Source organism: Paenibacillus sp. J31R34, assembly GCF_059383715.1.
Map to the genome: position 1 here is coordinate 836,035 of NZ_JBXENU010000001.1, position 26,928 is coordinate 862,962.

A 26,928-nucleotide genomic window follows, 5' to 3' on the forward strand; every position below is an offset into this window, starting at 1 on the left:
ATGACCAAAATTATCAATTCGCAATATGAGCAGTCTGAAATTTTGCAAGTGTTCGTTGATGCAATAGCAAGTGAAATTACCCAGGCCGACCTAGTTGGCTTTTTTCTCAAGCAGCCAGATGGAACGTACAAGGGCTACAAAGGCAATAAAATGCCTGTTGATATAACCGAGTTAATCATTGATCCATCCAAGGATGCTTTCGTACACGATATTATGCAAAATCGGACAATTGGCTATATTCCTGATACGAGCAAAGACAATCGCATTGACGATGCGAAAAAAAATCTGCTGAGCATCAAGTCGATTCTGGGGATTCCGGTTATTGTCGATGATAAAATATTCGGGCTTGTGTTCGTTCATGACTTTGGCAAGCCAATGAATTTAACACAGGAGCAGATGGACGTAACAGAAGCGTTCGTCAATATGGCCAGTGTGGCGATCCGCAATTTGCAAATGTTCGAGCAGTCGCAGGAGCTGCTGGAGAAGCAGCAATTGCTGCTTGATGCAACAAAGTCGCTGTCCAAGTCGCTGTCCGTGCGTGAGGTTTTAAAAACCTGCTTTTATTATATGCAGCGTGCCAGCGGCTCGGATGATGTTGCCCTTCATCTGTTCAATGAGAAGGATCGAACAGTCGAGCCCTTCCATCTTTCTTCTCTGAATGTGAAGGAGGAGGACTGGCGCGGGAAGCATCGCGATGTGATCAAGCTGAGCATCGACAATGACAAGCTGTTTTACGAAGTCATTATGCACAAACGGGCGATCTTCATTCCAGACGTTTTTGCGGACGAGCGCCCTAATCATACAGCATGTGAGATGTTCGGAATTAAAAGCTTGCTCGCTATTCCGCTAGTGGCCAAGGGCAGCGTATTTGGTATTATTGCGATTCCATCCATTCATAAGCCTACGGAGTACGAGGAAGGCAAAATAGAGTTTTGCCATTCCATTGCCGACGTAACTGCTACGGCTTTGTCTAATGCCCTGCATACTGAGCATTTGGATCAGGCAGTAAGTGAACGCTCGATGGAGCTGCAGCAGGCGAACTTCAAGCTGGAGGGGCTTGTCAAGGAGCTGGAATACTTAAATGAGCTCAAAAATGATTTCATTGCAACGCTGTCCCATGAACTGAGAACGCCAATCACTGCAATCAAGGGCACCGTCGATATATTGGGCAAAGGGCTGCTTGGCCAATTAAACGATGCGCAGCATGATTTGCTCGATACGGCGGGCAGGTCCATTGAGCGTTTATTGAACCAGGTAAATGAGCTGCTTGATTTTGCCAAGATGGAAAATGGGAAATTTGAGCTCTGCTATAAGGTTGTTGATTTCAATGATTTAATTCATGAGGCCGCACGGATTGTCCAGTCGCTGGTCAATAAGAAGAAAATTAACCTGGAAATAGAAATCGAAGAGACGGCCGATATGATTATTCAGGCGGATCGGGAACGAATTTTGCAAATATTGCTGAATTTGCTGTCCAATTCGGTGAAATTCACGCCACAGCAAGGGCAAATTACGATTCGCGCTTCCTCCGACGATGATCATTTAAAGCTGGAAGTCTGCGACAATGGCATCGGCATACCGCTTGAGAAGCAAAAAAACATTTTCACGAAATTTTATCAGGTTAATAATCAAATTAATGGTACGGGGCTGGGTCTTGCTATCTCCAAGCAGCTGATTGAGCTGCATGGCGGTCAAATCTGGTTTAATAGCAATGAAGGAGCAGGCTCTATATTCACGTTTATGCTGCCAAAAAGGGGGCAGAGATAATGCGTGCTATCGAAGCGGGTCTGCGCTTTTTGATCAAGCAGGGGGTTAAACATATATTTGGCATTCCTGCTGGTTCGATAAATGCCCTTTATGATTGTTTATATGATTTGCCAGAGCTGCAGGCAGTAGTAGCCAAGCATGAGACGAGCTCCGGCTATATGGCGGCAGCTTATGCGCGCATCACCGGCATGCCGTCGGTATGCGTAGGCTCCAGCGGTCCTGGCGCTACTAATTTGGTGACACCAGCAGCCAATGCATGGAAAGAGAAGCTGCCGGTCATCTTTATCTCCGGCTCGGTGCCGTCACCTAAGCTTGGCAAAGGAGGCGCACAGGAGCTCGGAGCTGATCCGATTTTTGCTCCTGTCACGAAGCTCAGCCGAATGGTAATGAATGCTGAAGAGCTGCCGGGAGCTATTGCTGAGGCGTATTGGACGGCGATTAGCGGGGTTCCAGGACCGGTACATCTGTCCATACCGATCGACCTGCAGATGACCGATATAGGGGATATGGTGCTGCCTGAGCTGCCGTCGCTACTGGAGCAGCTGGCTCTGGTAGACAAAACGCTCATGGATGCGACATTGGAAGCGGTGCTGCAAGCTGGCGAGCGCGGGGCCTTATTGCTCGGTCATGGAGCGAAAAGCGCCCAGGCTGAAGTGCTCGCATTTGCGGAACAGACAGGCTGGATGGTCGCCACGACACCGAGGGGAAAGGGAGCTTTCCCTGAAGACCATCCGCAATCGCTTGGCGTCTATGGCCTGTCCGGCAATGATAAAGCAATTGAATTTCTAAACAGCGATGGCCATAAGCTTATTATGGTACTGGGCTCAAGCCTTGGCGAACTTGCCACCTGCAATTGGGAAGCGAGACTGACGGCGGGCAAGCAGCTCGTTCATATCGATTATGATGAGCAGGAGCTTGGGCGGTGCTACGAAGCGGACTTCGCCCTGCACGGTGAGATTGCTCCTGTAATACGCCAACTGAGCGCGGGGCTTGGGCAGGCAGGAATCGGCTTGAGCGCAGAGCGGAAAATGCTGCTGGAGCAGCTGCATTTTGCCCGCTTAGAGGCGGCGGCCGATGCTTTGGAGATGGAGACGTGGAATACACGTACTGCGATTCGTATGCTTGGGGCAAACGCGCCAGAGCAAACCCGCTTTTACATCGATATTGGCGAGTTCATGACATATTCCATTCAAAATTTGCTCATTCGTGAGCAGCAGCAATTTGATATTAATATTAATTTTGGCGGTATGGGCTCAGGCATAGCGGGCTCGTTAGGTGCGAAGCTCGCGGAGCCTGAGCGTCCAGTCCTTTGCATCACGGGGGACGGCTGCTTTTTCATGCATGGCCTTGAAGTAATGACAGCTAAGGAATACGGCTTGCCAATCGTTTTCGCTGTCATTAACAACGCCCGTCTGGGCATGGTCTATCATGGTCATATGCTGCAATACGATCGCTGTCTCAGCGATTTCTCGCAGCAGCGCGTCAGCATTGCAGCAGTCGCCCAGTCGCTTGGCATTCGCCATATGCAAGTCGAGTCTGTGGAGCAGCTTCAAGCGGAGCATGTTCAGCAGTGGTTTGCCGAAGGCGTAAGTGGACCCATCGTCGTAGAAATTGTCGTGGATGGCAATGAAATTCCGCCAATGGGCGAACGAGTAAAGTTTTTGCAAGGTGCGACGTATTAAAGCTTCAACTAGGGAGCCCGCTATTATAATAATAAAGCCTGAGAAGGCTGTCACATGATGGTGACGGCCTCCTCAGGCTTCTTTTTATGCAAATCTATGGTGATCGATGTTCGTTAAATTTTAAACTTTTTCACTTCTTCAAACAATGCATTGGCATGCTGTGTCAGCTCATTCGAACGTTCGGAAATATTCGAAATAAACTCAAACTGCTCCTGCGTCGAGGAAGCAACTTCTTCCGTCGAAGCCGCGCTTTGCTGCGACATGGCGGCAACACTTGCAATGACTTCAGAAATTTTGCCGGCATTATCGTCAAGCTCCGCCGTCGAGACGGAGACGGCTCGAATGTGGTTGCCAATTCCATCGATGGATTGCCTAATCCGCTCGAATGAATCCCGCGTCTCATTAACCGCTGTTACCTGCTGCTCCACAAAACCTTCCGCATGGGACACCTCGCTTACGCTCTGACGGCTTGCTGCCTGGATTTCGTCCAGCAGCACAATGATGTCTCCAGCGGAGCCGGAAGACTGCTCAGCAAGCTTTCTGACCTCATCTGCCACCACCGCAAACCCGCGTCCATTCTCGCCAGCCCGTGCAGCTTCAATAGCCGCATTCAAGGCGAGCAAATTGGTTTGGGAGGCGATGCCGCGAATAACACCGACGATGACTTCAATTTTTTGCGATTTATCGGCAAGGAGGGCGATAGACTCGCCAACGCGATCAATCGACTTGCGATTGTCCGCGGCGAGCTTCACCTGATGGTCCACGGCCTGCAGTCCTTCCTGCATCGCCATTCCTGCTTCATTCATCATCGCAACGGATTGTTCCACACTGTGGCTGATGCCTCGGGCAGATTCACTCATTTCAGACAGCCGCTCTGAGCCTGCATAGACAGAATCGGCTTGCGAGCTGGAGCCTTTGGCCAGCTCTTCTGTAGCCAAGGCGATTTGCTGAGATATTCGCTGCGTATTATTCGTATGTTCGTCCATTTCAACGGAGACGCTGTGAACCTGGCCCGCAGATTCGGCAACCTGCTTGAGCAGAGCGCTTAATTTATCGGACATGAGATTAAAGGCTGTGCCCAGTTCAGCAAATTCATCCTTGCCTTTAATGGAGACCCTACCCGTAAAATCGCCTTCCGACATTTGCTGGGACGTTGCCCGCAGCCTATGCAGCGGCTTGGCGAATTGCGTGGCAATAAAGTAAGAGGCAGCCATGACGATAAGCAAGGTAGCTAAAATAATGATCATATATTGATTGCGGAGCTTGAAATAATCAGCAAAAGCAAGCTTTTCCGAAATGACTGAGCCTACAATCCAGCCGGTGCTTGGTATTTGGTTGTAGTAAAGCAAATAGTTTTCACCTTCAAAGCTGAAGGACTGCTGGCCGATCACATTGGCTTGCATGCCTGCAAGGAGCGGCTTCAGCTCGATATTTTCCGCGGCGGACGTATTTACCTGCTGTTCATCAGGATGAGCCAAAATCATGCCCTTCTTATCCAGCAAAAATGCATAGCCGAGCCCGTCCAAATTGATTTTATCTACCGTTTCCGTAATGGTCGAAAGCAGGAGGTCACCTGCAACGATGCCTTTGATACCGCCATTTTTTTCGTTTACCGGCATTGCAATCGATACGGCATATTGTTTAGACATCATATCTTGGTACGGATCGGAAAAGATGAGCTTGCTGGCTTGCTTTGCCTCCATATACCATGGACGCTGGCGAGGATCGTAATCCGCATCTGGTGTCCAGTCAGAGCCATTCATAAATGTGCCATCCGATTCGTAGCCAAAGTAAAAGTCGGACATGCTTTCCTTATTCGTACCAAGGTTCATAATTGAAAAGTAATTTTCAGTAAGCTCACCATCTGGTATGCCTTCCTGAATAACAAAGCCGAGCGTTTCAACTACTTTTGCATTGCTGCTTAGCCAGCTGTCCAGTTGGTTGGCAGCGGAAGCCATCGTGCCTACGAGCTGGGCATTTACCCCACGAGAAGCCTGTTTCTCAATGTGATAAAGCCCAACCGCGACTAATGGGGTGGCTGCAAAAATAACCGTTAGCACAAACATCAACATTAATTTCATTTTGAGTTTCATTCAATCACCCCTATAGAATTAGCAAATTTGTGAATCTGTTACTTAAGGACTATATCGTCAAATCAATTTATAATTTTAAGACTAATGATAAGATGATACTGAATTTTACTAAAATTTTACGATTGAACTGTAGAAAAGGATAATTGTCCCATTTTTAGATCGATTATAGTGTATTCTTGCTGTTGGTAAGGGGGCATATTGGACAAAACTGCCGCATACCTATAAAGTGGGAGCGAAGATTCAAGCCACTTGAAGAGGAGAAGCCGGAACGAAGGAGCATTTTGAACAGCAATGGAGGTATGAAAATGAGCGCTGAGCTACTCATTCAATTACTCGTGCTTGTCATCATGATCATCGGGCTGGCGAACAAATCGGGAGACTCCTGAAAGCACAAAGCTTATGGAGGAAGGAAAGCCGGAGCATGCGAATGTGCAGCTCCGGCTTTTTGGCGTATTTATCGGCTAGCTCGCAAGGACAATGGGGAAGACTTGCTTTCCTAACCGAAAGGTTATATACTTACAAATATAAAGTTGCAATATAACTCGAAAGGGTGTTTATGATGAACGTAAAAGGAATCCATCATCTATCTGCCATGACAGGCAGCGTATCCTTAAACTACAACTTCTACACGCAAGTGCTTGGCATGCGACTGATTAAAAAAACAGTAAATCAGGACGACACATCCGCTTACCATCTCTTTTATGGCGATGAAAGAGGCAATCCGGGTACAGAATTGACGTTTTTCGATTTTCCCGGCATTGGCAGCAACCGCCCTGGCGTAAGCAGCATATCCGGCACTTCCCTGCGGGTAGCGAGCGACAAGGCGCTGGAATATTGGCTCCAGCGCTTTGACCAGCATGAGGTTAAGCATTCAGAAATAACATCGTTTGCCGGGCGCAACGTTATCTTTTTTGAAGATCCAGAAAGGCAGCAGCTTGCCCTTGTATCTGATGAAACGAACAGCGGTGTTGCAGCCGGAACACCTTGGGATCGCAGCCCAGTGCCGGTAGAATACGGGATTACAGGTCTCGGCCCTGTAAAACTGACTGTTCGCAAGCCTGATTCAACCGTTGCTGCTCTCAAGCTGCTCGGCTTCAAAGAAACAGGGCGCGTTCCTGCCCTCGTCGAAGGACAGGACGATATTATCATTATGCAGGCTCATGAGGGCGGCTCGGGCTCTGAAGTACAGGTAGAGCCGCGCAGCGATTTATCGGTTGCTGGCCTTGGCAAAGGCGGTGTTCACCATGTAGCTTTCCGTGTAGAGGATAAGGAAGAGCTTATGGCGTGGATCGACGTACTGAATAAGGCAGGCTTGCAAAACTCCGGCTTCGTGGAACGCTACTACTTCCGTTCGTTATATTTCCGCGAGCCGAATGGCATTTTGTTTGAATTGGCTACAGACGGTCCAGGCTTCGTAACGGACGAGCCTTTCGAGACCCTTGGCGAATCGCTTGCGCTTCCTCCGTTTCTGGAACCGCGCCGCGAAGCCATCGAAGCGCGGCTTAAACCCATTGATACGACGCTTAAGGCTTAAGTCCTAACGAAATGAGGCTTGCCGAGTTGTCATTGTTCTCCAAATTCTTTTATACTAATGTATAAAGCGAACGGAATGGGGGAAAGGCCTTGAAGCTGACTGAAAATGCGGTACTAATCATTGACGAGGAAGATGTTTCAGGTATGTATTGTTATCGCGACCGTGAAGGTATAGAATTCGTTGATGGCTTTAAATTTGAATTGCAGCTTCAGGATATTGTCGTTAAGCAGGGAAGCATTGCCTCTGTGCAGTTTCCAGAAGAATTGTACAATCAACCTGAAGATATCAAGCAAGCTGTATATACGGCGATTAAGGAATTGGAGCGAGAAAATGGGTAATTACTTGCCCAAAACCCAATAAACCCAATAATTACGAAAATAATTTATTAGGTTGGATGGAGCATTCGGAAGCATTTCCGGATGCTCTATTTTATTTTGCGTGTAAACCGGGGATTGACATTTTAATGCGGTCTATCTATTATTATACCCATAGGGGTATATGTACCCGATATTTATATCATAAAATTTATGGAGGTTTTTCTATTGCCGCAAGTAGACGAAATTAAAGCGAATTATCAGCTCGATTGCAAAGGACTTGCCTGCCCGCTGCCTATTGTCCGCACGAAAAAAGCAATGAATGAGCTAGCAGAGGGGCAAGTCATAGAAGTCCAGGCTACTGACAAAGGCTCACTAGCGGATCTCCAAAGCTGGGCACGTACGGTAGGTCATCATTATTTAGGTACTGTTCAACAGGGCGATGTACTGAAGCATTATTTGCGGAAGCTTAGTTCAGGCGAAGCGGGAGACACAGCTGATTTTGCTATAACCATTAGCAACGAAGAGCTGGAGCGATTGCTTGCTGAGGACAGCGGCTTGGTGCTCCTAGACGTGCGAGAACCAGCTGAATATGCCTTTGGCCACATAAAGGGCGCAGTATCGCTGCCGCTTGGCGAACTGGAGCAGCGCTTAGAAGAGCTTGACCAAGCCCAAACCATTTATACGATTTGCCGCTCCGGCGTTCGTAGCGGTCTCGCTTGCAGGCTGCTGACCAGCAAAGGTATGGTGAAGGTGGTTAATGTAGTTCCGGGAATGAGCGGTTGGCAAGGCTCGATCATTTAGGCTGGCATTTGGAGAAGGAGTGAATGAGATTGACAAAGCAAAAAAAGGTTACAGCAATAACTAGCGAGCAGTTGGCGAAATACATCTTGAAGAGGCAGTCCTTATGGATCTTGGACGTTCGTAATCACGAAGACGCTGCCGATTGGAAGGTGGAAGGTGAGGCATTTCAATATGTAAATATTCCGTATTTTGAACTGCTTGAAGGGGTAGAGGCTGCGCTTGAGCAAATTCCTGCCGATGAGGAAACACTTGTCGTATGTGCCAAAGAAGGCTCATCGATTTTTGTCGCTGAGCAGCTCGCCGCATGTGGCAGACTAAATGTCCATTATTTGCAGGGTGGAATGAAGGAATGGAGCGAATATTTGCATCCGGTAAAAATCGGAGATTTGCCAAGCGGGGGACAGCTGTTTCAATGGGCCCGATTGGGAAAAGGATGCCTGTCCTACATGATTGTATCGCAGGGTGAGGCGGCAGTAATCGATGCTGCCCGAATGATAGACGTTTATGAACGGCTGGCTGGTCAAATGGGCATTAAAATTACGAATACGATAGATACGCATTTGCATGCCGATCATATTTCTGGAGGAAGAAGGCTAGCCGAAGCGAATGGAGCAACATATTGGCTGCCGCCGAAGGATGCGGAAGAGATAAGCTTCGCCTATAACAGGCTGGACGAATCCTCTGCAGCGGCTCACGGCATAATGGAACTAATAAGACCGCTCTATTCACCAGGTCATACGATTGGCAGCACCTCACTCATTGTGGATGATACGTATTTGTTAAGTGGGGATATTTTGTTTATTTCCTCGATCGGGCGGCCCGATCTGGCTGGTCAAGCTGAGGATTGGGCTATGGATCTGCGCCATACCCTTTATGAAGGCTATAGTCAGCTGGCAGAAACGCTAATCGTACTTCCCGCGCATTTTGGCCATATTTCTGAGCTTGGCGAGGGCGGAATGGTTTCAGCATCGTTAGGCGAGCTATGTCTTCATAACCCTGGACTGCAAATAAGCGATGTGGCTGAATTCAGACATGTGGTTACCGATTTTCTGCCTGTGCAGCCCCATGCGTACAAAGAAATACGCCAAGTGAATATGGGGAAGTTGCAGCCGGATGTAGACGAGCAGCGTGATATGGAGCTGGGCCCTAATCGGTGCGCCATTCACGATTCATAAATAAAGGACTGAGAAGGCTATATTTTTTTGTTTTTTAATATACCTATAGGGGTATTAGTATATAGCTGCAATTGAAAAGGAGTGGACGTTAAAACCGATGGCGGAGAAAACGACGATTGTATTGTTTAGCGGCGAGTTGGATAAAGCGATAGCTGCGTTTATTATTGCGAATGGGGCAGCGGCTTATGAGCATGAGGTAACGATTTTTTTCACCTTCTGGGGGCTTAATACGCTTCGTAAAGAGGATTACATTCAAACCAATAAGGGCTTTTTGGAAAAAGCGTTTGGATGGATGATGCCCCGCGGCTCCAAGCGATTAGGGCTTTCGAAAATGAATTTTGCCGGATTGGGGCCAAAGATCATTCAGCATTTGTTGAAAAAGCATAATGCGCTTTCGCTGCCTCAGCTTATTGAGCTTGCCCAAGAGCAAGGCGTCAAGCTCGTCGCCTGCACGATGACGATGGAGCTTCTTGGTCTGCAAGAGCAGGAGCTAATGGATGGCTTGGAATATGCAGGCGTAGCCGCTTATTTGGGCGACGCCGCAGAAGCCAAGGTCAACTTGTTTATATAGAGGATGATTTAAGCTCCCGATTGCTTTATAATACCTGTACAGGTATAGGAATGAACGGAGGGTATGTTATGGATTATGAATACACAGATGAGATAAAAAAGCGGCTGCGCCGAATAGAGGGACAGGTTAGGGGAGTGCTCCGCCTGATGGAGGAAGGAAAGCCATGCAAAGATGTCGTCAGCCAAATCTCCGCTGTCCGCAATGCGTCGGATAAGGCGCTTGCCCAAATCGTCGCGGAAAACTTGCAAAAATGCATCATGGAAGAACAAGAAGCAGGAAGAGATCCGGGCAAGCTGGTACAGGAAGCAGTAGAATTGCTTGTCAAAAGCCGTTAAGCGAAAATGGACAGGAAGCTCGCACTAGCGGGCTTTTTGTCATGCAAGGAGAAGGGAATATTATATTTTTTTGTAATCATGTAGAAAAAGAAGGGTATTTATGGTAAAGTCTCCTTGTGACCCATTTTTGAATACGCTTTCATTACAGCGCATCTATATGGGACAACCTATTAAAGAGGAGGAAGTGAAGTGACAAAGAAACGATGGTCAAAGGCTTTTTTAATGTGCTTGGCTTTTACTTTGCTGCTTGGCGGGATAAGCTTGGGGCAGGGGGAGAAGGTTAGTGCAGCGGACAATTATAAATTTGATTTCGGCAATAGTGGTGTGGCCTCCGGCTACATTGGCGTCTCTGCTACGCTCGGCTTTTCGGCTTCGACGGGCTACGGCTTCAATACACCAGCCAATATGCAAAATGTAACCGCTTCCGGAACGGGCGTAGGCAGTGATGCGGTACGCTTCCTTACATTCGGTACGAAAAGCACCAATACGTTTAATGTAAATTTGTCGAACGGCCTCTACGAAGTGAAGGTCATGCTTGGTAATACGTCGAGAGCAAGCGTGGCCGCAGAAGGCGTTTATCAAATTATGAATATGACAGGCAACAATGCAACGGACTCTTTTCAAATTCCAATTACCGACGGGCAGCTTAATATTCTGGTAACAGAAGGCAAGGTCGGCACTGTCTTTACGCTCAGCTCGCTGGAAATTACGAAAATTTCAAATAATCCGGTCACGAAGCGGACGATTTATATTGGTGGGGATTCTACGGTCGCGAACTACTATCCATTGGCAAGCAGCATACAGGGCGGCTGGGGACAAATGTTGAAGCAATATGTTAACAGCAGCACGTTTCAGGTACGGAATATGGCGACAGGTGGACAATTCGCGAGAGGGTTCCGGGATGATGGACAGCTGGAAGCGATTTTGAAATATATTAAACCTGGCGATTATTTCATTCTCCAGTTCGGCATTAACGATACTACCGCAAAAAATGCAACGACCGAAGCGCAGTTCAAGGAGATTATGCGCGATATGGTTACCCAGGTCAAGGCGAAGGGAGCGACCGTCGTCCTTTCCACGCCACAAGGCCGGGCAACTGATTTTAATGCGAGTAATGTCCACAACTCAACGGGCAGATGGTACAGAGCAGCAACAATGGCGCTGGCTATCGAAGAAAATGTGAAGCTCGTTGATCTCAATGTGCTTAGCTCGTCTTATTTCACCTCCATCGGCCCAGCAGCAACTTTGAACCTGTACATGACAGGAGATTCGCTGCATCCCAACTATGCGGGTGCCCAGAAGCTGGCTCAACTTGTGAAAAACAATCTCAGCAGCCAAGGCTTGAGCGGCTTTTAAGGAAATAGCGGGCGTGCTAGCGAGAACTTCGCTGCATGCCCGCTATTTTTCTAACTCCGCTTGTAGTTCCGCACGAGGCGCCTTGACGTAAATTATCGTTGTGTCCAGACTATCGTGTCCCATAATTTGTGCCCAGCGGTGCCGTAGATCGTGGGCGCTCAATCCTTCTAGGCGAGCCGATTTCAAGTATTTTTGAATCACATGGCGTAAAGATGTTTATTCCGTTTTCCAGAACGAACCGTAAGCTGAACGCTGCGAATCCTGGATTCCAACACGGCTCACTCGAAAAAACGTTTCAGGAGTACTCCTTTAGTGTTTTGGGATTCAATTCTTCGTGGGTGGTGAGATCGAACAACAAGTTAACTTGCTCAATCTCAAAATTTGCTATTTTTTTCTTGTATTTGGTATAATGGTGTGATAATAAGCTCAAATATGAAATGAGGAAAAATTAAAAGATGAAGCTAAAAAAATCTATCGTTATGCTTACATCAGCTACATTATTAATGTCGAGTTTTCCTTTAACCGGATTTTCTTCAGAAAGTAATGTTACGAAAACCATCGCACCAATTACCCAGCAAACAAACACCGGCAATTATTATGCTACTTTTGATCAAAAAACCAAAGACTTCCTCGATACGTACACGAAAAGTGGGGTAGCAAAAGAATTCTCCGAAAAAGATGGTAAAATAATTATAATACATGACAATACCGAATACTTGAAATCAGCATATGGGTTAACTGATGAATATGTTTCTTTATTAAGAAGGTTAGTTAGTGATGCAAATCAAAAAAATGTACTGTCGAAAACTTCTGTAAGTGGAAGTGCCCTCGCAATGGCTTCTAATTCAGCTGTTTCACCAAATCTTCACGTAAGTGACTGGAAAATCTATTTTAATCAAAACGACATCCAACAGTATCTGTTCGTAGCAGCAAGTATTGGTGTTCCAGCATTTATTATTGCATTGGAAGGTATTTCTGTAATACTAGGTCCTGCTGGCCCTATTCTCACTACAGTTTTAACAATAGCTGGATATGGTGGAATGGCTAATCTTTGTTACCTGATTATACAATCAAAATATAATAGTCAAAGTGGAGTTTATTTCGGAATCTCTTGGAATGGAATCTTTCCAAATCTATCACAGGGAACATGGTAATATGACGCGAGATTATAGTAAGCTGAAGGATACTGAACGGAAATTACAAAAATTCTCAATCGTTTCGTTCGGATTATTATATGGTCCACTATTCGGCTATTCTCTCAACAAAGACGCATATTATTTCTGGCTTATACTCGCATTCATTGGCAGTATATCTTTAGCACTTAAAATAAGGATGATCAGACCAGAAATGAGATTCAAAATCGGCCTTTACGAGATTATTTTTACCGTAGTGTTGATCGTATGGATTTTCTCCGAAGCAATCAATATTCCTATAATTATAAAACAATTTGTATTTTTCGTTATTATTGGCGTAGCAGGCTATAAATACTTTAAGTTGCTGTACGATGGTAAACTTGCAATAGAATCAAAGTAAATGAAATGAACTGACCGTAAATGAACTGCACCCCAATTATTAGACATAAAAATCTAATAATTGGGGTGTTTCATCATGAAAAAATTTACCGCAGATGAAAATTGCAACCCGGTTAATCCTTAGAGTAGGGAAACCAGCTTTTCTCATGAACATTTAGCTTAGCGTATATGATCGTTAAAATGTTGGCAGGATCCCTGCATAGAGATTTGATATACTACTCAGACAGGAGGCTGGAAAATGGAAAATACTTATGTTGTTGAGCAAGCAGGGATAGATCAGTTGGATGAACTGGCGACGCTGTTTGATTTGTACCGTATGTTTTATGGACAAGCGCCAGATGTGCAGGGAGCACGCCGCTTTTTGTTTGAGCGCTTTGAACAGCGGGACTCGGTCATCTTTTTGGCCAAACATTCCGGGAGCGGGGAGGCGTCTGGCTTTACCCAACTGTACCCTATATTCTCCTCGATTTCGATGAAACGCTCCTATATATTAAATGATCTATACGTTATGCAATCCCACAGAAAGCAGGGCGTAGCCCAATTGCTGCTGGATCAGGCGAAAAGCTATGCCAGCCTGCTGCAAGCGAAAGGAATTGAGCTGTCTACCGCGGTTTCGAATGTGCAGGCTCAGCGCCTGTATGAACGAAATGGCTATTTGCAAGATACAGCGTATAAGCATTATTATTTAACGTTATAAACTAATTAGTTAATGCCATAAACTATTTCGACGCGGCAGCTTCGCTGTCAGAGGACGGCAACAGCCGTTTACGCTTACTGCCCAGCAGATTAGTGCCGACTACCCCCGCAATAATGAATAGGGAACCGATCACATGATACATCGTCAGCTCTTCACCGAGGAAAAGGGCACCTCCTGCCATAGATACAATCGTCGATAAATTGGTGAATACACTCATTTTCGACGCCTCGATTCGCCCTAAAATGTAATTGGACGTCAGAGAAGTGATGAGCGAGGAGATGACACCTAGATAGAAGATGGATAGCAGGAAGGACCCGCTGCGCAGCGGCGTAAGGAAGCTGCCCATCGTCCCCGAACCCATGTGCTGTACCAGCGATATCGTGAGAAAAACAGCAAAACCAATCCCGAGCATCAAATATGTCAGTTCTGCCGGGCTAAAATTCTTGGAAAGCGAGCGTGCCAGTACGCTATAGCCGGCAAAAGCGAAGCAGGTCAGAAACAGCAGGAAAATACCGAGCATATTAGATAAATCGATGCTGCTGCCCTTCATCAAGAAAATGAACACAACACCAAATACCGAGAGGAAAATGGATAGCTTTTGCAGCAGGGTTGTCGTTTCTTTCAGGAAAATGGCCGCGATTATCATTGTCACAACAGGCGTAAATGCATATAAAATGCCGCCTTCAGCGGAGCTTGCATGCAGCAGGCCAAAAGCCTGAAGGGTGAAAAAGCCGAGCGGATACATCGCTGCCAGCAGAAAAGCTTTAACTAGGGGCTTGCCGCGATAATTCAGCTTAATCATGCCCAGTGCTACAGGGATCGTCATGATGAGGAACGAAAAAGCAAACCGGAACGTGAGCGTATCCAGCGGCTGGGCGCTTCCGAGCGACAGCTTGGCAAATAAAAAGGAGAAACCGATAATGACGGCATTTAATACAGCGAATATATAGGCGAGCTTAATACTTTTTTCTTTCATAGGTATGACTTCCTTCCTTGGCTTAGGCGAGGTCGTGTTCGCGAACGTCTCATCTTGTTAAATTAAAGATAAAGCATTTGGCAGTACCGCACGATAGCTGTTTTCGAGAACTGTATCAATACAGTTTGGTGATTTGTAGTATAATAATGGGAGAGTGAAGGCAGCAGGAGTAGGGAGGGGCATAATGAAAAAGTATTTTGCAATATTGTCCGACATGGAACAGAAAATTCGTGATGGGCAGTATCGTCCAGGCAGCAAGCTGGTGTCCGTTCGCAAAGCTGCGGAGCTGTACGACTGCAGTACAAATACAATTACTCGTGCATATGCGGAGCTGGAAAAGCGTCATGCCATCTATTCCATCCCGCAGAGCGGCTATTATGTCGTGGACAAGGAAGGCAGCGGAAGCGAGCAAAGTGAAGACAGCATTCAAGGGGAGGGCATTGATTTTTCATCGGCATCACCTGATTTGTTTGTGTTTCCGTATTTGGACTTTCAGCATTGCTTGAATAAAGCAATTGATACGTACAAATATCATCTGTTTACATATGGCGATCCTCAAGGAATGGCAGAGCTTCGGGAAACGCTCGTCCGCCATTTGGCAAATGACCAGGTGTTTGCGAAAACCGAGCGGATTTTCGTGACATCAGGTGCTCAGCAGGCGCTGGAAATATTGGCGAAAATGCCGTTCCCAAATGGCAAGCACACCATTCTTGTCGAACAGCCCACGTACAATCTTTATTTGCGGTTTCTGGAATTTGAGCAGCTGCCGACAGCTGTTATAGCCCGCACCGCAGCAGGAATCAGCTTACAGGAGCTGGAGCGGATATTTAAGGGCGGGGATATTAAATTTTTCTACACGATGTCGCGTTATCATAATCCGCTGGGCACCTCTTATACAACCGAGGAACGGAAAGCAATAGCTGCATTGGCGAAAAAATATGATGTCTACATTGTCGAGGACGATTATATGGCAGATTTAGGTGTGGAACGGGGCTTTGATCCGATTTATAGCTATGATTTGACGGAGCATATCGTTTATTTAAAAAGCTTCTCGAAAATTATTTTTCCCGGCTTGCGTCTGGGGGCTGCTGTATTGCCGGAACAGCTCATTGAAACGTTCTACCGTTATAAAAAATACGGTGATACGTCATTCCTCTCACAAGCGGCTCTGGACATTTATATTAAAAATGGGATGTATGAACGCCATAAGCACGCCATAAGCAGCCTGTACACCTCACGAATGCTGGCGCTGAACGAAGCGCTAGAGCGGCATAACGGAGCAGGGCTTATTCAAGCTTCGGGTGTGAGCTCGGGCATCTATACCCAATATAGACTGCCTATTACCGTCAATATGGAGCAGCTGATGGAACGGCTATCGGGCAGACATATTCGGGCTGTTGACGGGAAAGGCTTCTATTTGCCAGAATATCTGGAGCGGGAAAAGTTTTTGCGAATCAGCATTTCCCGGGCAAGCGAGGGGCAAATCGATGAGGGCGTTGCAGCCATTGTGGAGGAAGTAAAGCGGGCTAATCATTTTTATTAACAAAAGCAGAGGAGCTGGCATCACGAGCCCGTTCCTCTGCTTTTTTATGGTCCAGCAATCAACAACTTAATCTCGTCCCTACTTTATCGGCTTGCTGCGATTTAAAACCGGCCCATAAGCATTGCGCAGCGGAATAAGAATTGTCAAGCTGACCAAGGTGACAAAAATGGTGGCGCCCATATCGGATAAAATGGCGATCCATAGCGTGAGCCAGCCTGGTATGGTCAGCAGCAGCGCCAGCACCTTAAGCCCAAGTGAAACCGCAATGTTAAAGCGAATGACCCGGTTTACCTGTTTGGCAACAGAAATAGCCTCGGGCAGCTTGCCCAAATGATCCTGCATGAGCACAATGTCCGCCGTTTCAATGGCGCTGTCTGTGCCCTTGCCCATGGCAATGCCAAGCTGGGCAGATGCGAGGGCTGGGGCATCATTGATACCGTCACCGATCATGGCGACTTGGCCGCTTTCCGCAAGCTCTTTAATACGTGCTACTTTATCTTCCGGGAGCAGACCTGCGTAGAAAGAAGAGACTCCAACGGCCGAAGCCACTTTTTCGGCTGTTTTTTGGTGATCGCCCGTCAGCATGACGGTGCGTTTAATGCCCTGCTGATGAAGTGCAGCGATGACTGCGTGGCTTTCCTCACGAATTTCATCCGCAATTCCGAACAAGCCAAGTACTTGCTCAGCATCGGCAACAATAACGAGCGTGAGGCCGGCTGCCTTCATTTGTTCAATATTTTGACTCACCTGATCCGGGAAGGTTAAATGCGCGATGCTCTTTTCATTTCCGAGCCAGTAGCGTTCGCCATTTATGACAGCTTCCATTCCACGGCCGGCAACATTTATCATTTCCTCTGGCTCAGGCAAGCTGACCCCAGTGTCTTGCACGGCCTTCATAACCGCTTTGGCGAGCGGATGGGAGGAGGAGCGTTCCATCGCGCCGGCTATCTTATAGAAAAGTGTCTCCACATAAACCTCTGCCTTTACGACATGCGGCTCTCCTTTGGTTAAAGTGCCTGTTTTATCAAAGGCAATCGTATCGATTTTTCCAAGCTGCTCCAAATATACGCCGCCTTTAATCAAAATGCCGTTGCGCGCATTGCGCGTAATGCCCGAAACGATGGCGATTGGCGAAGAAAGAATGAGGGCGCATGGGCAGCCGACAATAAGCACAGAAAGGCCTTGATAAAGCCATTTCGTCCAATCCCCTTGAAGCAGTAGAGGAGGGAGCAGGGCAACAAGCAAAGCAATCGCCATAATAAGCGGTGTATAATATTTGGCGAATTTATTAATAAACAGCTCGGTTGGCGTCTTTGTTTCCTGAGCTTCTTCTACCAAATGCAAAATCTTCGCTAGCGAGGAATCTTCATAGGCTTTATCAATCCGGATGACCAGTACACCTTCATTGTTGATGCTGCCGCCAAATACGGCATCCCCGACCGCTTTGTCAACGGGAAGCGATTCACCAGTAAGGGCAGCTTCATTAACCGAGCTTTTCCCTTCCGTGACGGCCCCATCCGAAGGGATTTTCTCGCCCGGCTTGACGCGTACGATGTCTTGCGCCTTTAGCGAGGTGATGGGAATAACAAGCTCCTTGCCATCCATAAGCTTGGTCGCTTCCTTCGGCGCTACTTGCAGCAGCATCTCCATTGACCGTCGCGCCTTCTCCATGCCATAGCCTTCCAGCCATTCATTGACACCGAACAACACGGCGACGAGCGTTGCTTCCTTCCATTCACCGATGGCAATGGCGCCAACAAGCGCAATTGTCATGAGTGTATCAATATTGAATTTTAGCTTGAACAGATTGCGCAGTCCGCGCCAAAAGGTCGTAAATCCGCTGATTGCAATAGCTGCCAAGTACAGGGCGATTAACAGTGGAGCGCTCAGTGTTTGCTCCAGCAGCAGCGCTCCCCCGTAGATCACGCCGGATGCAATCAGCAGCTTCAGCATACGGGAGTTTCCGCCTTCATGACTATGATCATGCCCATGGTCGCCATGATCATGGCTGTCGCTATGCGAATGGGCAACATGCCCGTGGCAATGACTGTCCTGGCAATCGTGGTCATGATTCGAATGACCGTGAGGATCGGCGCTAGGGGCTGAGCCTTTAGCGACAGCGGGAGCAGAAAGCTTTTCTAAATACGCGCCTTCTGACTTCAAAATTTGCTCAACCTTCTGCATCGAAATTTGTTCATTGACGAGCAGCTTGCCCGAATTATAGCTGAGCTTGGCATCTTCGCCAAACGTCAATTTTTGAATTTCTGTTTCCATCGTATGGGCGCAATGGCCGCAGGTAAGACCTTTTACACGATATTCAACCATGGTTCAGCCCTCTTTCGTAGCAATGTATGAATAAGTGCTCATATATAAATAATATGCCTCGATGACAGCATCTGTCAAACCTATCTTTGCCAATTTGCTTCGGAAACATGAGGCAAGGCGCTTAAAAGCAGATTATGCAAGACATGGAGCAGCGTGTCTAATGCATATAAATAGGGAGTAGAAGGAGCGTGATGATATGTTCGAGAAGGTGAAGAAATATTACCAGCTCAAGCAGAAGCAGAAGGAAACGGAGCAGGAGCTCGCCGGCCTGCGAACAGAAATATTAGCTTATTGTGCGGAGCAGGAAGCAGCAGAGTTGACTGTAGGGCGCTATAAAGTAAAAATTGTCGCACAGGAGAGGCGGGAATATGATGAGACGAAGCTGCTTGCAGCCCTTCCAGAGCCTGATGCCTGGCGCCTCGTATCCAAAGTGGATCCATCAAAGGTATCGAGCTTGCTGCAGCTAAACATCATAAGCGAAACCAGTTTGCAAGGCACCTTTACAACGAAAAAAATCTCCTTATTGCAAGTTGATAAACTATAATTTTAAAAATTCATCTTGATTAATGGATCGAATAAAAATCCGTTTAGCGGTATTTAGAATCCGTTTTAAGGTAGCCGCCGTTTTCACAATGGATTACGCTTTAAACAGAGCAGCACCAAAAAAACAGCTGCAAAGGGAGAAGTGGTGAAAGTGGTACGAATAAGATTTAGCATATTTTTCAGTGTTTTTGTGGCCATGGTCGGATTAATGATCATAGCTCCTGTCATGCCGCCGCTTATCCGCGAATTGGGGCTAAGCGAGACACATTCAGGCCTAATTATTTCCTTAGGCTCTATTGCCATGGCTGTGATGGCCCCGGTATGGGGGAGAAGAAGCGATCTGTTAGGGCGTAAGCCTGTCATTTTAATCGGATTTTTAGGCATGTTTGTCAGCTATATTCTGTTCACGCTCGTTATGTATGCCGGGCTTTCAAAATGGATAAACGGAACGCTGCTAGTTGTGCTGCTGATTGTGGCGCGCGCGATGGTCGGTCTATTTATCCCAGCCGTACCTTCGTCGGCCCAAGCCTATATGGCGGATGTAACCGATGAAAAGGGACGTTCTGCTGGAATGGCCTTAATTGGGGCTGCCAATGGGCTGGGTCTGGTGCTCGGACCAGCAATTGCGGGGATTTTTGTCCTGATCGGACTGATGTGGCCGCTATATATCGGTGCCGCGCTGCCACTCATTGCATTTGTTGTCGTCCTCTTGTTAATTCCGGCTCATAAACCTGTCATTCGAGCGAAGCCGCCAAAAGTTAATCCGTTCGACAAAGGGCTTCGTCTCTATTTGTTTGCTGGACTTGCCACGATGCTGAGCATCGTCACTTTGCAAGTCATTGGCGGCTTTTATTTTCAGGATCAGCTCGCTTTGTCGACGCAGGAAACCGCCCGCATGGTATCGCTTGGCCTTATATTTAGTGGAGTCGCGATGATTATTACCCAAGGGCTGCAGATGAAAAATTCGAAATGGCAGCCAAAGCCGCTCATCCTTGCTGGCGCTTTGCTTGTGCTTGTCAGTATGACTATTTTTCTATTTGCTATGAGCTTCATCGGTTTTTATACGGCCTTCTTTATCTTCGGGATCGGTGCGGGATTGATGATGCCGGGCTTTATGGCGGGAGCTTCTCTTGCTGTTGCGCCAGAGCAGCAGGGAGGCGTCGCGGGTATGATTGCATCGGTGCAGGGCTTGTCCGCTGTGATCGCGCCTATCCTGAGCACGACCTTATATCAGGTGGATAAACACCTTCCTTTTGTCGCTGTTGCCGCGATTGTGCTCATCATGGGCCTTACATTGCTTTCCGTGAAAAATAAAGTCAATGCCGTACAGCCCATTTCTGAAAAACATTTTTCTGCTTGACTTTTTAAATGCGGCAGTCGTAATATAATACCTACATCTTCATAATCGGCATTGACCAAAGACATGATTCCAATTCCGGACCGCCCAGAGAGAGAAGCGATTGCTGCAAGCTTCTTCGGATACCGGATATGGTTTTACCCCTTTGCAGCCGTGCTGCTGAACCCGCTCCCTTGTGCGAAAGTAAGCTTCACCGCTTTATCCGCGATAACGGATACCAATAAGGGCCTTTTATTCAGGGTGCTGCAGCAAGGGCTGCGGCAGACTGGCGATTAGGTCGAATAAGGGTGGAACCACGAGCTGAACGCACTCGTCCCTTTCCGGGATAGAGGCGTTTTTTTGCGTTCCCAAGGTGAAACGGCTATCGCCGTCCTTTGGCGGCGCAGCGCGTTTCAGTCCGAGAAATATAAGCCTATTTATAAGTGCAAAACTTATAAATTCTTATATTTTAAATGAGCAGAGGTGGAGGCACAAACGATGGAAAAACAGAGCGAATATCAAAATCACATTCAAATCAAGCTGCCGGATGGCGCAATCAGAAGCTGCCCGGCCGGCATAACAATTGAACAATTGGCGGAAGCGATCAGCCCAGGGCTGCGAAAAAAGGCTGTCGCTGGCAAAATCAATGGCGAGGCCGTTGATTTAAGCCGTTCCATTGAGGCAGATAGCGACGTGGAAATTATTATTTTGGACAGTCCGGAGGGGCTGGAAATTTACCGCCACAGTACAGCGCATCTTTTGGCGCAGGCCTTGAAGCGGCTGTATGGCAAGCAAGAAGTCCAGCTCGGAATTGGCCCTGTCATAGGCGACGGTTTTTACTACGATATTGCCATTGCAAGCCCGCTGCCGAATGAACAGCTCGCCGTCATTGAGCAGGAGATGGCCCGAATCGCGGAGCAAAATCTGCCGATCATCCGCCGTGTCGTCAGCCGGGAGGAAGCGCTGCAGCTATTTGCACAGCTAGAGGAGCCGCTTAAAGTCGAGCTGATTCAAGCTTTGCCGGCAAATGCCGTTATTTCGCTTTATGAACAAGGCGAATTTATCGATTTATGTCGCGGGCCGCATTTGCCGGCAACAAGCTGGATTAAGGCGTTCAAGCTGCTGTACACAGCGGGTGCCTACTGGCGTGGCGATTCGAATAACCAAGTGCTGCAGCGCATTTACGGAACAGCCTTTCCGAAAAACAAGCAGCTGGAGGAGCATCTCCTCATGCTTGAAGAAGCGAAAAAGCGCGATCACCGCAAGCTGGGCAAGGAGCTGGGCCTGTTCATGTTTTCGGAGGAAGCGCCCGGCATGCCGTTTTATTTGCCAAATGGCATGATTATACGCAACGAGCTGGAAGAGCTGGAACGCGGGCTGCATCGCGAGCGCGCCTATGATGAGGTTCGTACACCGCTAATGCTCAACAATCGGCTATGGGAACAGTCCGGTCATTGGGAGCACTACAAAGACAATATGTATTTTACTAATGTCGATGATGCGGTATTTGCCCTCAAACCGATGAATTGCCCGGGACATATGCTCGTATTCAAAAATGAGCTTCGCTCCTACAGGGATTTGCCGATCCGCCTTGCCGAGTATGGACAGGTGCATCGCCATGAGTTTTCAGGAGCGCTAAATGGCATGATGCGGGTGCGGACGTTTTGTCAGGATGATGCGCATTTATTCGTCAGACCCGATCAAATCGAGGAGGAAATCGCCAAAGTAATGGCGCTCATTGATCATATTTATTCGATCTTTGGCTTCACATATCGGGTAGAGCTGTCCACAAGGCCGGCCGATTCCATGGGCTCTGCACAATTGTGGGATCAAGCAGAGGAAGCACTCAAAAATGTGCTGGTCCAGCAAAATGTCCCATATATGCTTAATGAGGGGGACGGCGCCTTTTATGGACCGAAAATCGACTTCCATATTCGCGATGCGCTTGGCCGCAGCTGGCAATGCGGAACCATTCAGCTTGATTTTCAAATGCCTGAAAAGTTTGATTTGACTTACATCGGCGAGGATGGCGGGAAGCATCGCCCTGTCGTCATCCATCGCGCTGTATATGGCTCCATTGACCGTTTCATGGGCATTTTGACAGAGCATTTCAGCGGAGCATTTCCGCTGTGGCTGGCGCCCGTTCAAGTGAAGCTGCTGCCTGTTTCAAGCGTGCATTTGGATTATGCCATGCAAGTGAAGCAGCAGCTTCTGAATGCAGGCCTTCGTGTACAAGTTGATGCTCGCAGCGAAAAGCTAGGCTACAAAATTCGGGAGGCGCAGCTGGCGAAGGTGCCTTATACGCTCGTAATCGGGGACCAAGAGGCAAGCGAAGGGACGGTGTCTGTTCGGCGGCGCGGTGTGAATGAGCAGAAGGAGATGCGCATCGAGCAGCTAGCGAGGCAGCTTTCCCAGCAGGTTGCAGCGAGAGAGCTGAACGCTAACGAGAACGTATAGCGGACAAACAGGAAAGCGGAAAGAGCGAACGGACGAAAGGACGGCACAATGGCATAATAGCCTCGATGCCGTCCTTTTTAGTGTGGATTAAGAGGATTTCCCTGTGTAGACGAGCACCGCATCGCGTAAAAATGCAGCAGAACCGGGCTGCTTCTCATCGTAATAGGCAGTGAAGCGCTCATCATCCACGTACATTTGGGCGACGCCGGCATGTGCTTCCTTTGAGTAGCTGCCCCAGTAAAAGCTCAGCCATTGCATGTGCAAATCAGCTGCTTTCTGTGCCAGCTCGCCAGCAGGATCACCAGTCAAGAAGGCTAACGCCAGCGTCGTCAACACCTCCTCGCCGAGCTTTTCTACTTCAGCATACTGTGCTTCCGTCATATTTTTAAGGGCATGGTTTGAACGATTGACAGCTTCCTCTCCATATTTGGTCCTGATTTCTTTGCCGTATTTTGCTTCATTATCATCCAGCATTTGCTGCTTGAAGCCTGCAAACTTTTCCTTATCCTTCATCGTTTGTTTCCCTTCCTTCTGCAATAATGTTTGATCGAGATTGGCAATGAGCTGATCGAGCTGCTGCCTGCGCTCCAGCAGCTTGCTGCGATGCTCCTGCAAGGCCGCATGAACGTCAAAATCAGGCGACGTAATCATCGCTTTAATTTCCTCCAAGCAGACGCCAAGCTCCTTGTAAAATAAAATTTGCTGGAGCAGATCAACCTCGTGCTGCCCATAAATCCGGTACCCCGAAGAGTTGATGCGAGCTGGCTTCAATATTCCGATTTCATCGTAATAACGCAGTGTTCTCGTACTTACGCCAGCCAAGTAACCTAGCTTCTGAATGGTGTATTCCATATGCTCACCTCCTGACAAATTTATCGTACACCTTAACGGCGCGTGAAGGTCAACCGTTATTTTTTCAACAGCCGAAAAGCCCCATCCGAAGAGAAAGCTCTTCACTGGGGCTTATTGGTTTCATTTATTTTAAATTGAAATTTAATTTTAATTTAAAATTTAATGCTGGCGCCGAGAAAATAGCCGATTGTAACAAAGATAAGCACCCATGTAAGGGAGCCGAGGCTAGTAATGAGCAAATATTTGCGGAAAGGCATGGATGTAATGCCAGAAATGTAGCTGGTCATGCTCCTTACACCGGGAATGAAATAGCCGAAAAACAACGTCCATAGGCCAAAACGGGCAAACCAGCCCTTTACCTTTTCAAAACGCTTTGTTGTGAGGCCGACCCACTTGCCATGCTTGTCGATTAAAGGCTGTCCGAATGTTTTGCCTAGGGTGTAGCTTAAAAGCATCCCCGTTATGGCCCCCATGAAGCTGACTAGCAAAGAAACCGAATAATTCAACACCATAATCGAGGATAAATAGCCGATGAATAACATTAATAATTCGTCTGGAACCGGAAGCCCAATAATGCCGAGAGCGAGCAGTCCAAAGACGGCGTAATAACCATACTGAGAAATCATTTCTATAGCAAAAGTCATAACCGTCTCACTTCCTTGCGTAGTCTTTTTTGAAAGCGGGAAATGGGATTCGGCTGACCATTAAGATAGAGAGCAGACCCATTAAGGCGAGAGCGGCAGCAGGCTTCATTTGACTATTTAAAATAGGAGCAAGTGCCAAAATGACCCCAGCTGCAGTAATCGGCAGACCAACAAAACCTTTCACTTGGCCCTTTATATTAAATCTTGCCAGACGCAGCGCGCCGCAAGCTAAAAATAATACAGCGGCAATCGGTCCTAGCCACAATGAATCTTCCAGCTTGTACAGCAGAACCAGAAATACAGGTGCAATTCCGAAGGAGACCAGATCAGCCAGCGAGTCCAGTTGTTTGCCGAAGTCACTCGTACAATGAAGCCATCTGGCAAGCAGACCATCGAGTACATCCCATAAAGCTGCCGTCATCACCATAGCGAGCGCAAGCTTATACTCGCCTTTTATAGTAAAAAGTAAGGACAAGGTCCCAGCTCCCAAATTCAATAGCGTACAGAGGGAGGGCAGCCAGTTTTTATTCATGTCAATCAGCCCCTTGATGAATGAAATCTTTTTTACTTGCAGGATAACAATGTAACAGGCGGCTGTGACTTCCATGTGTCCACTTGTCCTTATAGGTATATCTTTAACGACAAAACCCCTGTTAATTCACTTTATTAAACGATAAAGTTAAATTTTAAGGTTGATTTCCATCCAAAAGAAAATCACCCGCTTCTCTGTATGTACAGGAAAGTGGGCGATGAATATAATCATTTATAATTTGAACTATTTTACATTAATGAATAAGCGCCTCCACCAGCAAGTGCAACACCAAGCAGCGAAGCAATCATCACTAAATTGTACTCAAAACCTCCGTTAACTGACCAGAGCCCTTTGCTGCCGTGGACTTTAATAATGGCAACAACCATCGTGAAAATCAGCAATACAGCCCCCGCAACTACCGATAGACCCGAAGAAAATAATAGACCTCCGATCAGCTCGGCAAGTCCAGCGCATACGACCATCGCTGCACCGGGACGAAGGCCAATCGCTTCAAAAAAGCCAGCCGCACCCTGGATGCCTTCGCCGCCAAACCAGCCGAACAGCTTCTTGCAGCCATGGCCAATCATAATGAGTCCAATAACTAATCGAATAATTAATAACCCTAAATCTAACATTTATTATTCTTCCTTTCTCATTATCGCATTCCGTTGCACTCGTTCTAAGAAGCAATCATACTGAACTCTGATTTTTAAGTCAATATAGTACAAAAAATAATTTATTTTTACTGCTGGCTTGTATCAGAGTATGGAAATGTGCTAATGTCGTTGTCGATATGATGAACAGGAGCGATAAGAGATGAGCCAAGCAAAACTTTGTTTTATCGGTGCAGGCTTTCATGCCTCCACAAATATTTTTCCGTCCGCAGTTGAAGCAGGAGCTGAGATTGTAGCGGTCTCCACCCGCAGCCTTGATCGTTCGCAAGCGGCATTGACCCGTTTCGGCAGCAGCGGCACGCCGTATGACGACTATATGCAAATGCTGCAAAAGGAAAAGTGCGACGGTGTTGTTGTGGTAGCCCAGCCAGGCGATCAAACGCAAATCGTCATGGACTGCATTAAAGCTGGTAAACATGTATTTGTCGACAAACCGCTCGGCTGGACTGCCGAGGAAGCGGCAGCCATTGCGGAAGCAGCTGAGGAGGCCGGTGTTGTGCTGATGGTTGGCTTTATGAAGCGTTATGCCCCCGTATACTTGAAGCTCAAAGAGCTGATTGAGTCGGGCGAGCTTGGAGCCGCACGCTCGTTCCAAATTCGTTTTGCCTGCGATAGTACAGGCTTTAGCAAAACGGAGGAGCAATTCCTGAAGCTGGCTGCTATCCATCTCGTCGATCTTATGCGCGGCTTGTTTGGCGAAGTGGCGCAGGTTGCAGGCTTTAACAACAATTTGGGCGAAAATATTTCCCAGTCGTTTTCCTTGAAATTTGAGAACGGCATTTCCGGCAGCGTCTATTTTGCTGGCATGACTGCTTGGTCGAGCGAAAGTGAAAGCGTGCTGGTCACTTTTGATAATGGTCATGTCGCAGCTGAAGATTCCAAAAAGCTGTCGATCCACAAATCGCCTTTGCCCGGCTCCTCGTCGTTTCAGACGCTATCCGAGGAAACAACGGTGCTGACACCGCCAGCTTCCACGATGTCCGGATGCTTAGGCGACCTTTACGCACGCGGCTTTATCGGTGAAATGGACCATTTCATCGCTTGCAGCAAGCAGAAGTTGACGCCGAATTCGAGCGGACGCGACAATGTTGGCACAATGGATTTATGCGACCGCATTTTGGACGCGCTGAACTAGCCAAGTCGGCAATCGGTATCAAAGTGTATGACGGCCGCAAAAACTTTGCCA

24 protein-coding genes are annotated in these 26,928 nt (G+C 47.5%); 17 read left to right on the plus strand and 7 right to left on the minus strand.

The window, feature by feature from the left end:
- Positions 1-1,767, plus strand: a complete 1,767-nt coding sequence (locus AC50YG_RS03585) for a sensor histidine kinase (protein WP_473755822.1) — start codon at positions 1-3, stop codon at positions 1,765-1,767.
- Positions 1,767-3,449 (plus strand): thiamine pyrophosphate-binding protein, encoded by a 1,683-nt coding sequence (locus tag AC50YG_RS03590; protein WP_494824731.1) that lies wholly within the window; start codon positions 1,767-1,769, stop codon positions 3,447-3,449. Before AC50YG_RS03585 ends, AC50YG_RS03590 begins: the two co-directional genes overlap by 1 nt.
- Before the next feature lie 113 nt (positions 3,450-3,562).
- Here AC50YG_RS03590 and AC50YG_RS03595 read toward each other — a convergent pair whose 3' ends face one another.
- On the minus strand, positions 3,563-5,542 hold the full coding sequence (locus AC50YG_RS03595) for a methyl-accepting chemotaxis protein (protein ID WP_494824733.1): 1,980 nt from the start codon (positions 5,540-5,542) through the stop codon (positions 3,563-3,565).
- Positions 5,543-6,101: 559 nt separating this feature from the next.
- Between AC50YG_RS03595 and AC50YG_RS03600 the strand changes: the two genes are divergently transcribed.
- From AC50YG_RS03600 to AC50YG_RS03640, 9 genes are all read left to right on the plus strand, one after another.
- Complete coding sequence (locus AC50YG_RS03600; RefSeq protein WP_494824735.1) at positions 6,102-7,076, plus strand: ring-cleaving dioxygenase; 975 nt, start codon at positions 6,102-6,104, stop codon at positions 7,074-7,076.
- A gap of 89 nt (positions 7,077-7,165) precedes the next feature.
- Entirely contained in the window at positions 7,166-7,414 is a 249-nt protein-coding gene (locus tag AC50YG_RS03605; protein ID WP_494824737.1) for a hypothetical protein, read from the plus strand.
- A 204-nt stretch (positions 7,415-7,618) separates the two neighbouring features.
- On the plus strand, positions 7,619-8,194 hold the full coding sequence (locus tag AC50YG_RS03610) for a sulfurtransferase TusA family protein (protein ID WP_494824739.1): 576 nt from the start codon (positions 7,619-7,621) through the stop codon (positions 8,192-8,194).
- Between the two features lie 23 nt (positions 8,195-8,217).
- Complete coding sequence (locus tag AC50YG_RS03615; RefSeq protein WP_494824741.1) at positions 8,218-9,369, plus strand: MBL fold metallo-hydrolase; 1,152 nt, start codon at positions 8,218-8,220, stop codon at positions 9,367-9,369.
- Positions 9,370-9,466: 97 nt separating this feature from the next.
- Complete coding sequence (locus tag AC50YG_RS03620) at positions 9,467-9,940, plus strand: DsrE/DsrF/DrsH-like family protein (protein ID WP_494824743.1); 474 nt, start codon at positions 9,467-9,469, stop codon at positions 9,938-9,940.
- 68 nt (positions 9,941-10,008) lie between these two features.
- Entirely contained in the window at positions 10,009-10,275 is a 267-nt protein-coding gene (locus tag AC50YG_RS03625; protein WP_473755814.1) for a metal-sensitive transcriptional regulator, read from the plus strand.
- A 222-nt stretch (positions 10,276-10,497) separates the two neighbouring features.
- On the plus strand, positions 10,498-11,631 hold the full coding sequence (locus tag AC50YG_RS03630) for a rhamnogalacturonan acetylesterase (protein ID WP_494825298.1): 1,134 nt from the start codon (positions 10,498-10,500) through the stop codon (positions 11,629-11,631).
- A gap of 455 nt (positions 11,632-12,086) precedes the next feature.
- Complete coding sequence (locus tag AC50YG_RS03635) at positions 12,087-12,785, plus strand: hypothetical protein (RefSeq protein WP_494824744.1); 699 nt, start codon at positions 12,087-12,089, stop codon at positions 12,783-12,785.
- A 616-nt stretch (positions 12,786-13,401) separates the two neighbouring features.
- Complete coding sequence (locus AC50YG_RS03640) at positions 13,402-13,860, plus strand: GNAT family N-acetyltransferase (RefSeq protein ID WP_494824746.1); 459 nt, start codon at positions 13,402-13,404, stop codon at positions 13,858-13,860.
- A 22-nt stretch (positions 13,861-13,882) separates the two neighbouring features.
- Here the strand turns inward: AC50YG_RS03640 and AC50YG_RS03645 are convergent, their stop codons facing one another.
- Positions 13,883-14,836 (minus strand): DMT family transporter, encoded by a 954-nt coding sequence (locus tag AC50YG_RS03645; RefSeq protein WP_494824748.1) that lies wholly within the window; start codon positions 14,834-14,836, stop codon positions 13,883-13,885.
- A 184-nt stretch (positions 14,837-15,020) separates the two neighbouring features.
- Here AC50YG_RS03645 and AC50YG_RS03650 point away from each other — a divergent pair, with 184 nt between their 5' ends.
- Positions 15,021-16,379 carry an aminotransferase-like domain-containing protein gene (locus AC50YG_RS03650; RefSeq protein ID WP_494824749.1) on the plus strand — a complete coding sequence of 453 codons (1,359 nt, stop codon included), beginning with the start codon at positions 15,021-15,023 and terminating at the stop codon, positions 16,377-16,379.
- 78 nt (positions 16,380-16,457) lie between these two features.
- Here the strand turns inward: AC50YG_RS03650 and AC50YG_RS03655 are convergent, their stop codons facing one another.
- Entirely contained in the window at positions 16,458-18,704 is a 2,247-nt protein-coding gene (locus tag AC50YG_RS03655) for a heavy metal translocating P-type ATPase (RefSeq protein WP_494824750.1), read from the minus strand.
- Positions 18,705-18,900: 196 nt separating this feature from the next.
- On the opposite strand from AC50YG_RS03655, the gene AC50YG_RS03660 reads away from it, so the two are divergent.
- The 4 genes from AC50YG_RS03660 to thrS all read left to right on the plus strand — a co-directional run bounded on the left by AC50YG_RS03660 (position 18,901) and on the right by thrS (position 23,040).
- On the plus strand, positions 18,901-19,248 hold the full coding sequence (locus AC50YG_RS03660) for a hypothetical protein (protein WP_473755808.1): 348 nt from the start codon (positions 18,901-18,903) through the stop codon (positions 19,246-19,248).
- A gap of 150 nt (positions 19,249-19,398) precedes the next feature.
- The gene (locus tag AC50YG_RS03665; protein WP_494824753.1) at positions 19,399-20,607 is read left to right on the plus strand and encodes an MFS transporter; all 1,209 of its coding nucleotides are present in this window, start codon (positions 19,399-19,401) and stop codon (positions 20,605-20,607) included.
- A gap of 63 nt (positions 20,608-20,670) precedes the next feature.
- Positions 20,671-20,880 carry a hypothetical protein gene (locus AC50YG_RS03670; protein WP_341277740.1) on the plus strand — a complete coding sequence of 70 codons (210 nt, stop codon included), beginning with the start codon at positions 20,671-20,673 and terminating at the stop codon, positions 20,878-20,880.
- Positions 20,881-21,081: 201 nt separating this feature from the next.
- Positions 21,082-23,040 (plus strand): threonine--tRNA ligase, encoded by a 1,959-nt coding sequence (gene thrS / locus AC50YG_RS03675; RefSeq protein ID WP_494824755.1) that lies wholly within the window; start codon positions 21,082-21,084, stop codon positions 23,038-23,040.
- An 87-nt stretch (positions 23,041-23,127) separates the two neighbouring features.
- Here the strand turns inward: thrS and AC50YG_RS03680 are convergent, their stop codons facing one another.
- The 4 genes from AC50YG_RS03680 to AC50YG_RS03695 all read right to left on the minus strand — a co-directional run bounded on the left by AC50YG_RS03680 (position 23,128) and on the right by AC50YG_RS03695 (position 25,703).
- A complete protein-coding gene (locus AC50YG_RS03680; protein WP_494824756.1) occupies positions 23,128-23,892 on the minus strand; it encodes a MerR family transcriptional regulator in 765 nt (254 codons plus the stop codon).
- 152 nt (positions 23,893-24,044) lie between these two features.
- Positions 24,045-24,536, minus strand: coding sequence for a DedA family protein (locus tag AC50YG_RS03685; RefSeq protein WP_341277737.1), 492 nt, complete (start codon positions 24,534-24,536; stop codon positions 24,045-24,047).
- Between the two features lie 7 nt (positions 24,537-24,543).
- Entirely contained in the window at positions 24,544-25,068 is a 525-nt protein-coding gene (gene pssA / locus AC50YG_RS03690) for a CDP-diacylglycerol--serine O-phosphatidyltransferase (RefSeq protein ID WP_473755803.1), read from the minus strand.
- A 248-nt stretch (positions 25,069-25,316) separates the two neighbouring features.
- A complete protein-coding gene (locus AC50YG_RS03695) occupies positions 25,317-25,703 on the minus strand; it encodes a DoxX family protein (RefSeq protein ID WP_494824757.1) in 387 nt (128 codons plus the stop codon).
- Between the two features lie 181 nt (positions 25,704-25,884).
- Between AC50YG_RS03695 and AC50YG_RS03700 the strand changes: the two genes are divergently transcribed.
- Positions 25,885-26,877 (plus strand): Gfo/Idh/MocA family protein, encoded by a 993-nt coding sequence (locus tag AC50YG_RS03700; RefSeq protein WP_494824758.1) that lies wholly within the window; start codon positions 25,885-25,887, stop codon positions 26,875-26,877.
- The last annotated feature ends 51 nt before the right edge of the window (positions 26,878-26,928 follow it).

Excerpts from the sequence above, each read along its gene's own strand:
- AC50YG_RS03585 (WP_473755822.1), top strand. The coding sequence starts at position 1 with ATGACCAAAATTATCAATTCGCAATATGAGCAGTCTGAAATTTTGCAA.
- AC50YG_RS03590 (WP_494824731.1), top strand. The coding sequence starts at position 1,767 with ATGCGTGCTATCGAAGCGGGTCTGCGCTTTTTGATCAAGCAGGGGGTT.
- AC50YG_RS03595 (WP_494824733.1), bottom strand. The coding sequence starts at position 5,542 with ATGAAACTCAAAATGAAATTAATGTTGATGTTTGTGCTAACGGTTATT.
- AC50YG_RS03600 (WP_494824735.1), top strand. The coding sequence starts at position 6,102 with ATGAACGTAAAAGGAATCCATCATCTATCTGCCATGACAGGCAGCGTA.
- AC50YG_RS03615 (WP_494824741.1), top strand. The coding sequence starts at position 8,218 with ATGAGATTGACAAAGCAAAAAAAGGTTACAGCAATAACTAGCGAGCAG.
- AC50YG_RS03620 (WP_494824743.1), top strand. The coding sequence starts at position 9,467 with ATGGCGGAGAAAACGACGATTGTATTGTTTAGCGGCGAGTTGGATAAA.
- AC50YG_RS03625 (WP_473755814.1), top strand. The coding sequence starts at position 10,009 with ATGGATTATGAATACACAGATGAGATAAAAAAGCGGCTGCGCCGAATA.
- AC50YG_RS03630 (WP_494825298.1), top strand. The coding sequence starts at position 10,498 with ATGTGCTTGGCTTTTACTTTGCTGCTTGGCGGGATAAGCTTGGGGCAG.
- AC50YG_RS03635 (WP_494824744.1), top strand. The coding sequence starts at position 12,087 with ATGAAGCTAAAAAAATCTATCGTTATGCTTACATCAGCTACATTATTA.
- AC50YG_RS03640 (WP_494824746.1), top strand. The coding sequence starts at position 13,402 with ATGGAAAATACTTATGTTGTTGAGCAAGCAGGGATAGATCAGTTGGAT.
- AC50YG_RS03645 (WP_494824748.1), bottom strand. The coding sequence starts at position 14,836 with ATGAAAGAAAAAAGTATTAAGCTCGCCTATATATTCGCTGTATTAAAT.
- AC50YG_RS03650 (WP_494824749.1), top strand. The coding sequence starts at position 15,021 with ATGAAAAAGTATTTTGCAATATTGTCCGACATGGAACAGAAAATTCGT.
- AC50YG_RS03655 (WP_494824750.1), bottom strand. The coding sequence starts at position 18,704 with ATGGTTGAATATCGTGTAAAAGGTCTTACCTGCGGCCATTGCGCCCAT.
- AC50YG_RS03660 (WP_473755808.1), top strand. The coding sequence starts at position 18,901 with ATGTTCGAGAAGGTGAAGAAATATTACCAGCTCAAGCAGAAGCAGAAG.
- AC50YG_RS03670 (WP_341277740.1), top strand. The coding sequence starts at position 20,671 with ATGATTCCAATTCCGGACCGCCCAGAGAGAGAAGCGATTGCTGCAAGC.
- thrS (WP_494824755.1), top strand. The coding sequence starts at position 21,082 with ATGGAAAAACAGAGCGAATATCAAAATCACATTCAAATCAAGCTGCCG.
- AC50YG_RS03680 (WP_494824756.1), bottom strand. The coding sequence starts at position 23,892 with ATGGAATACACCATTCAGAAGCTAGGTTACTTGGCTGGCGTAAGTACG.
- AC50YG_RS03685 (WP_341277737.1), bottom strand. The coding sequence starts at position 24,536 with ATGACTTTTGCTATAGAAATGATTTCTCAGTATGGTTATTACGCCGTC.
- pssA (WP_473755803.1), bottom strand. The coding sequence starts at position 25,068 with ATGAATAAAAACTGGCTGCCCTCCCTCTGTACGCTATTGAATTTGGGA.
- AC50YG_RS03695 (WP_494824757.1), bottom strand. The coding sequence starts at position 25,703 with ATGTTAGATTTAGGGTTATTAATTATTCGATTAGTTATTGGACTCATT.
- AC50YG_RS03700 (WP_494824758.1), top strand. The coding sequence starts at position 25,885 with ATGAGCCAAGCAAAACTTTGTTTTATCGGTGCAGGCTTTCATGCCTCC.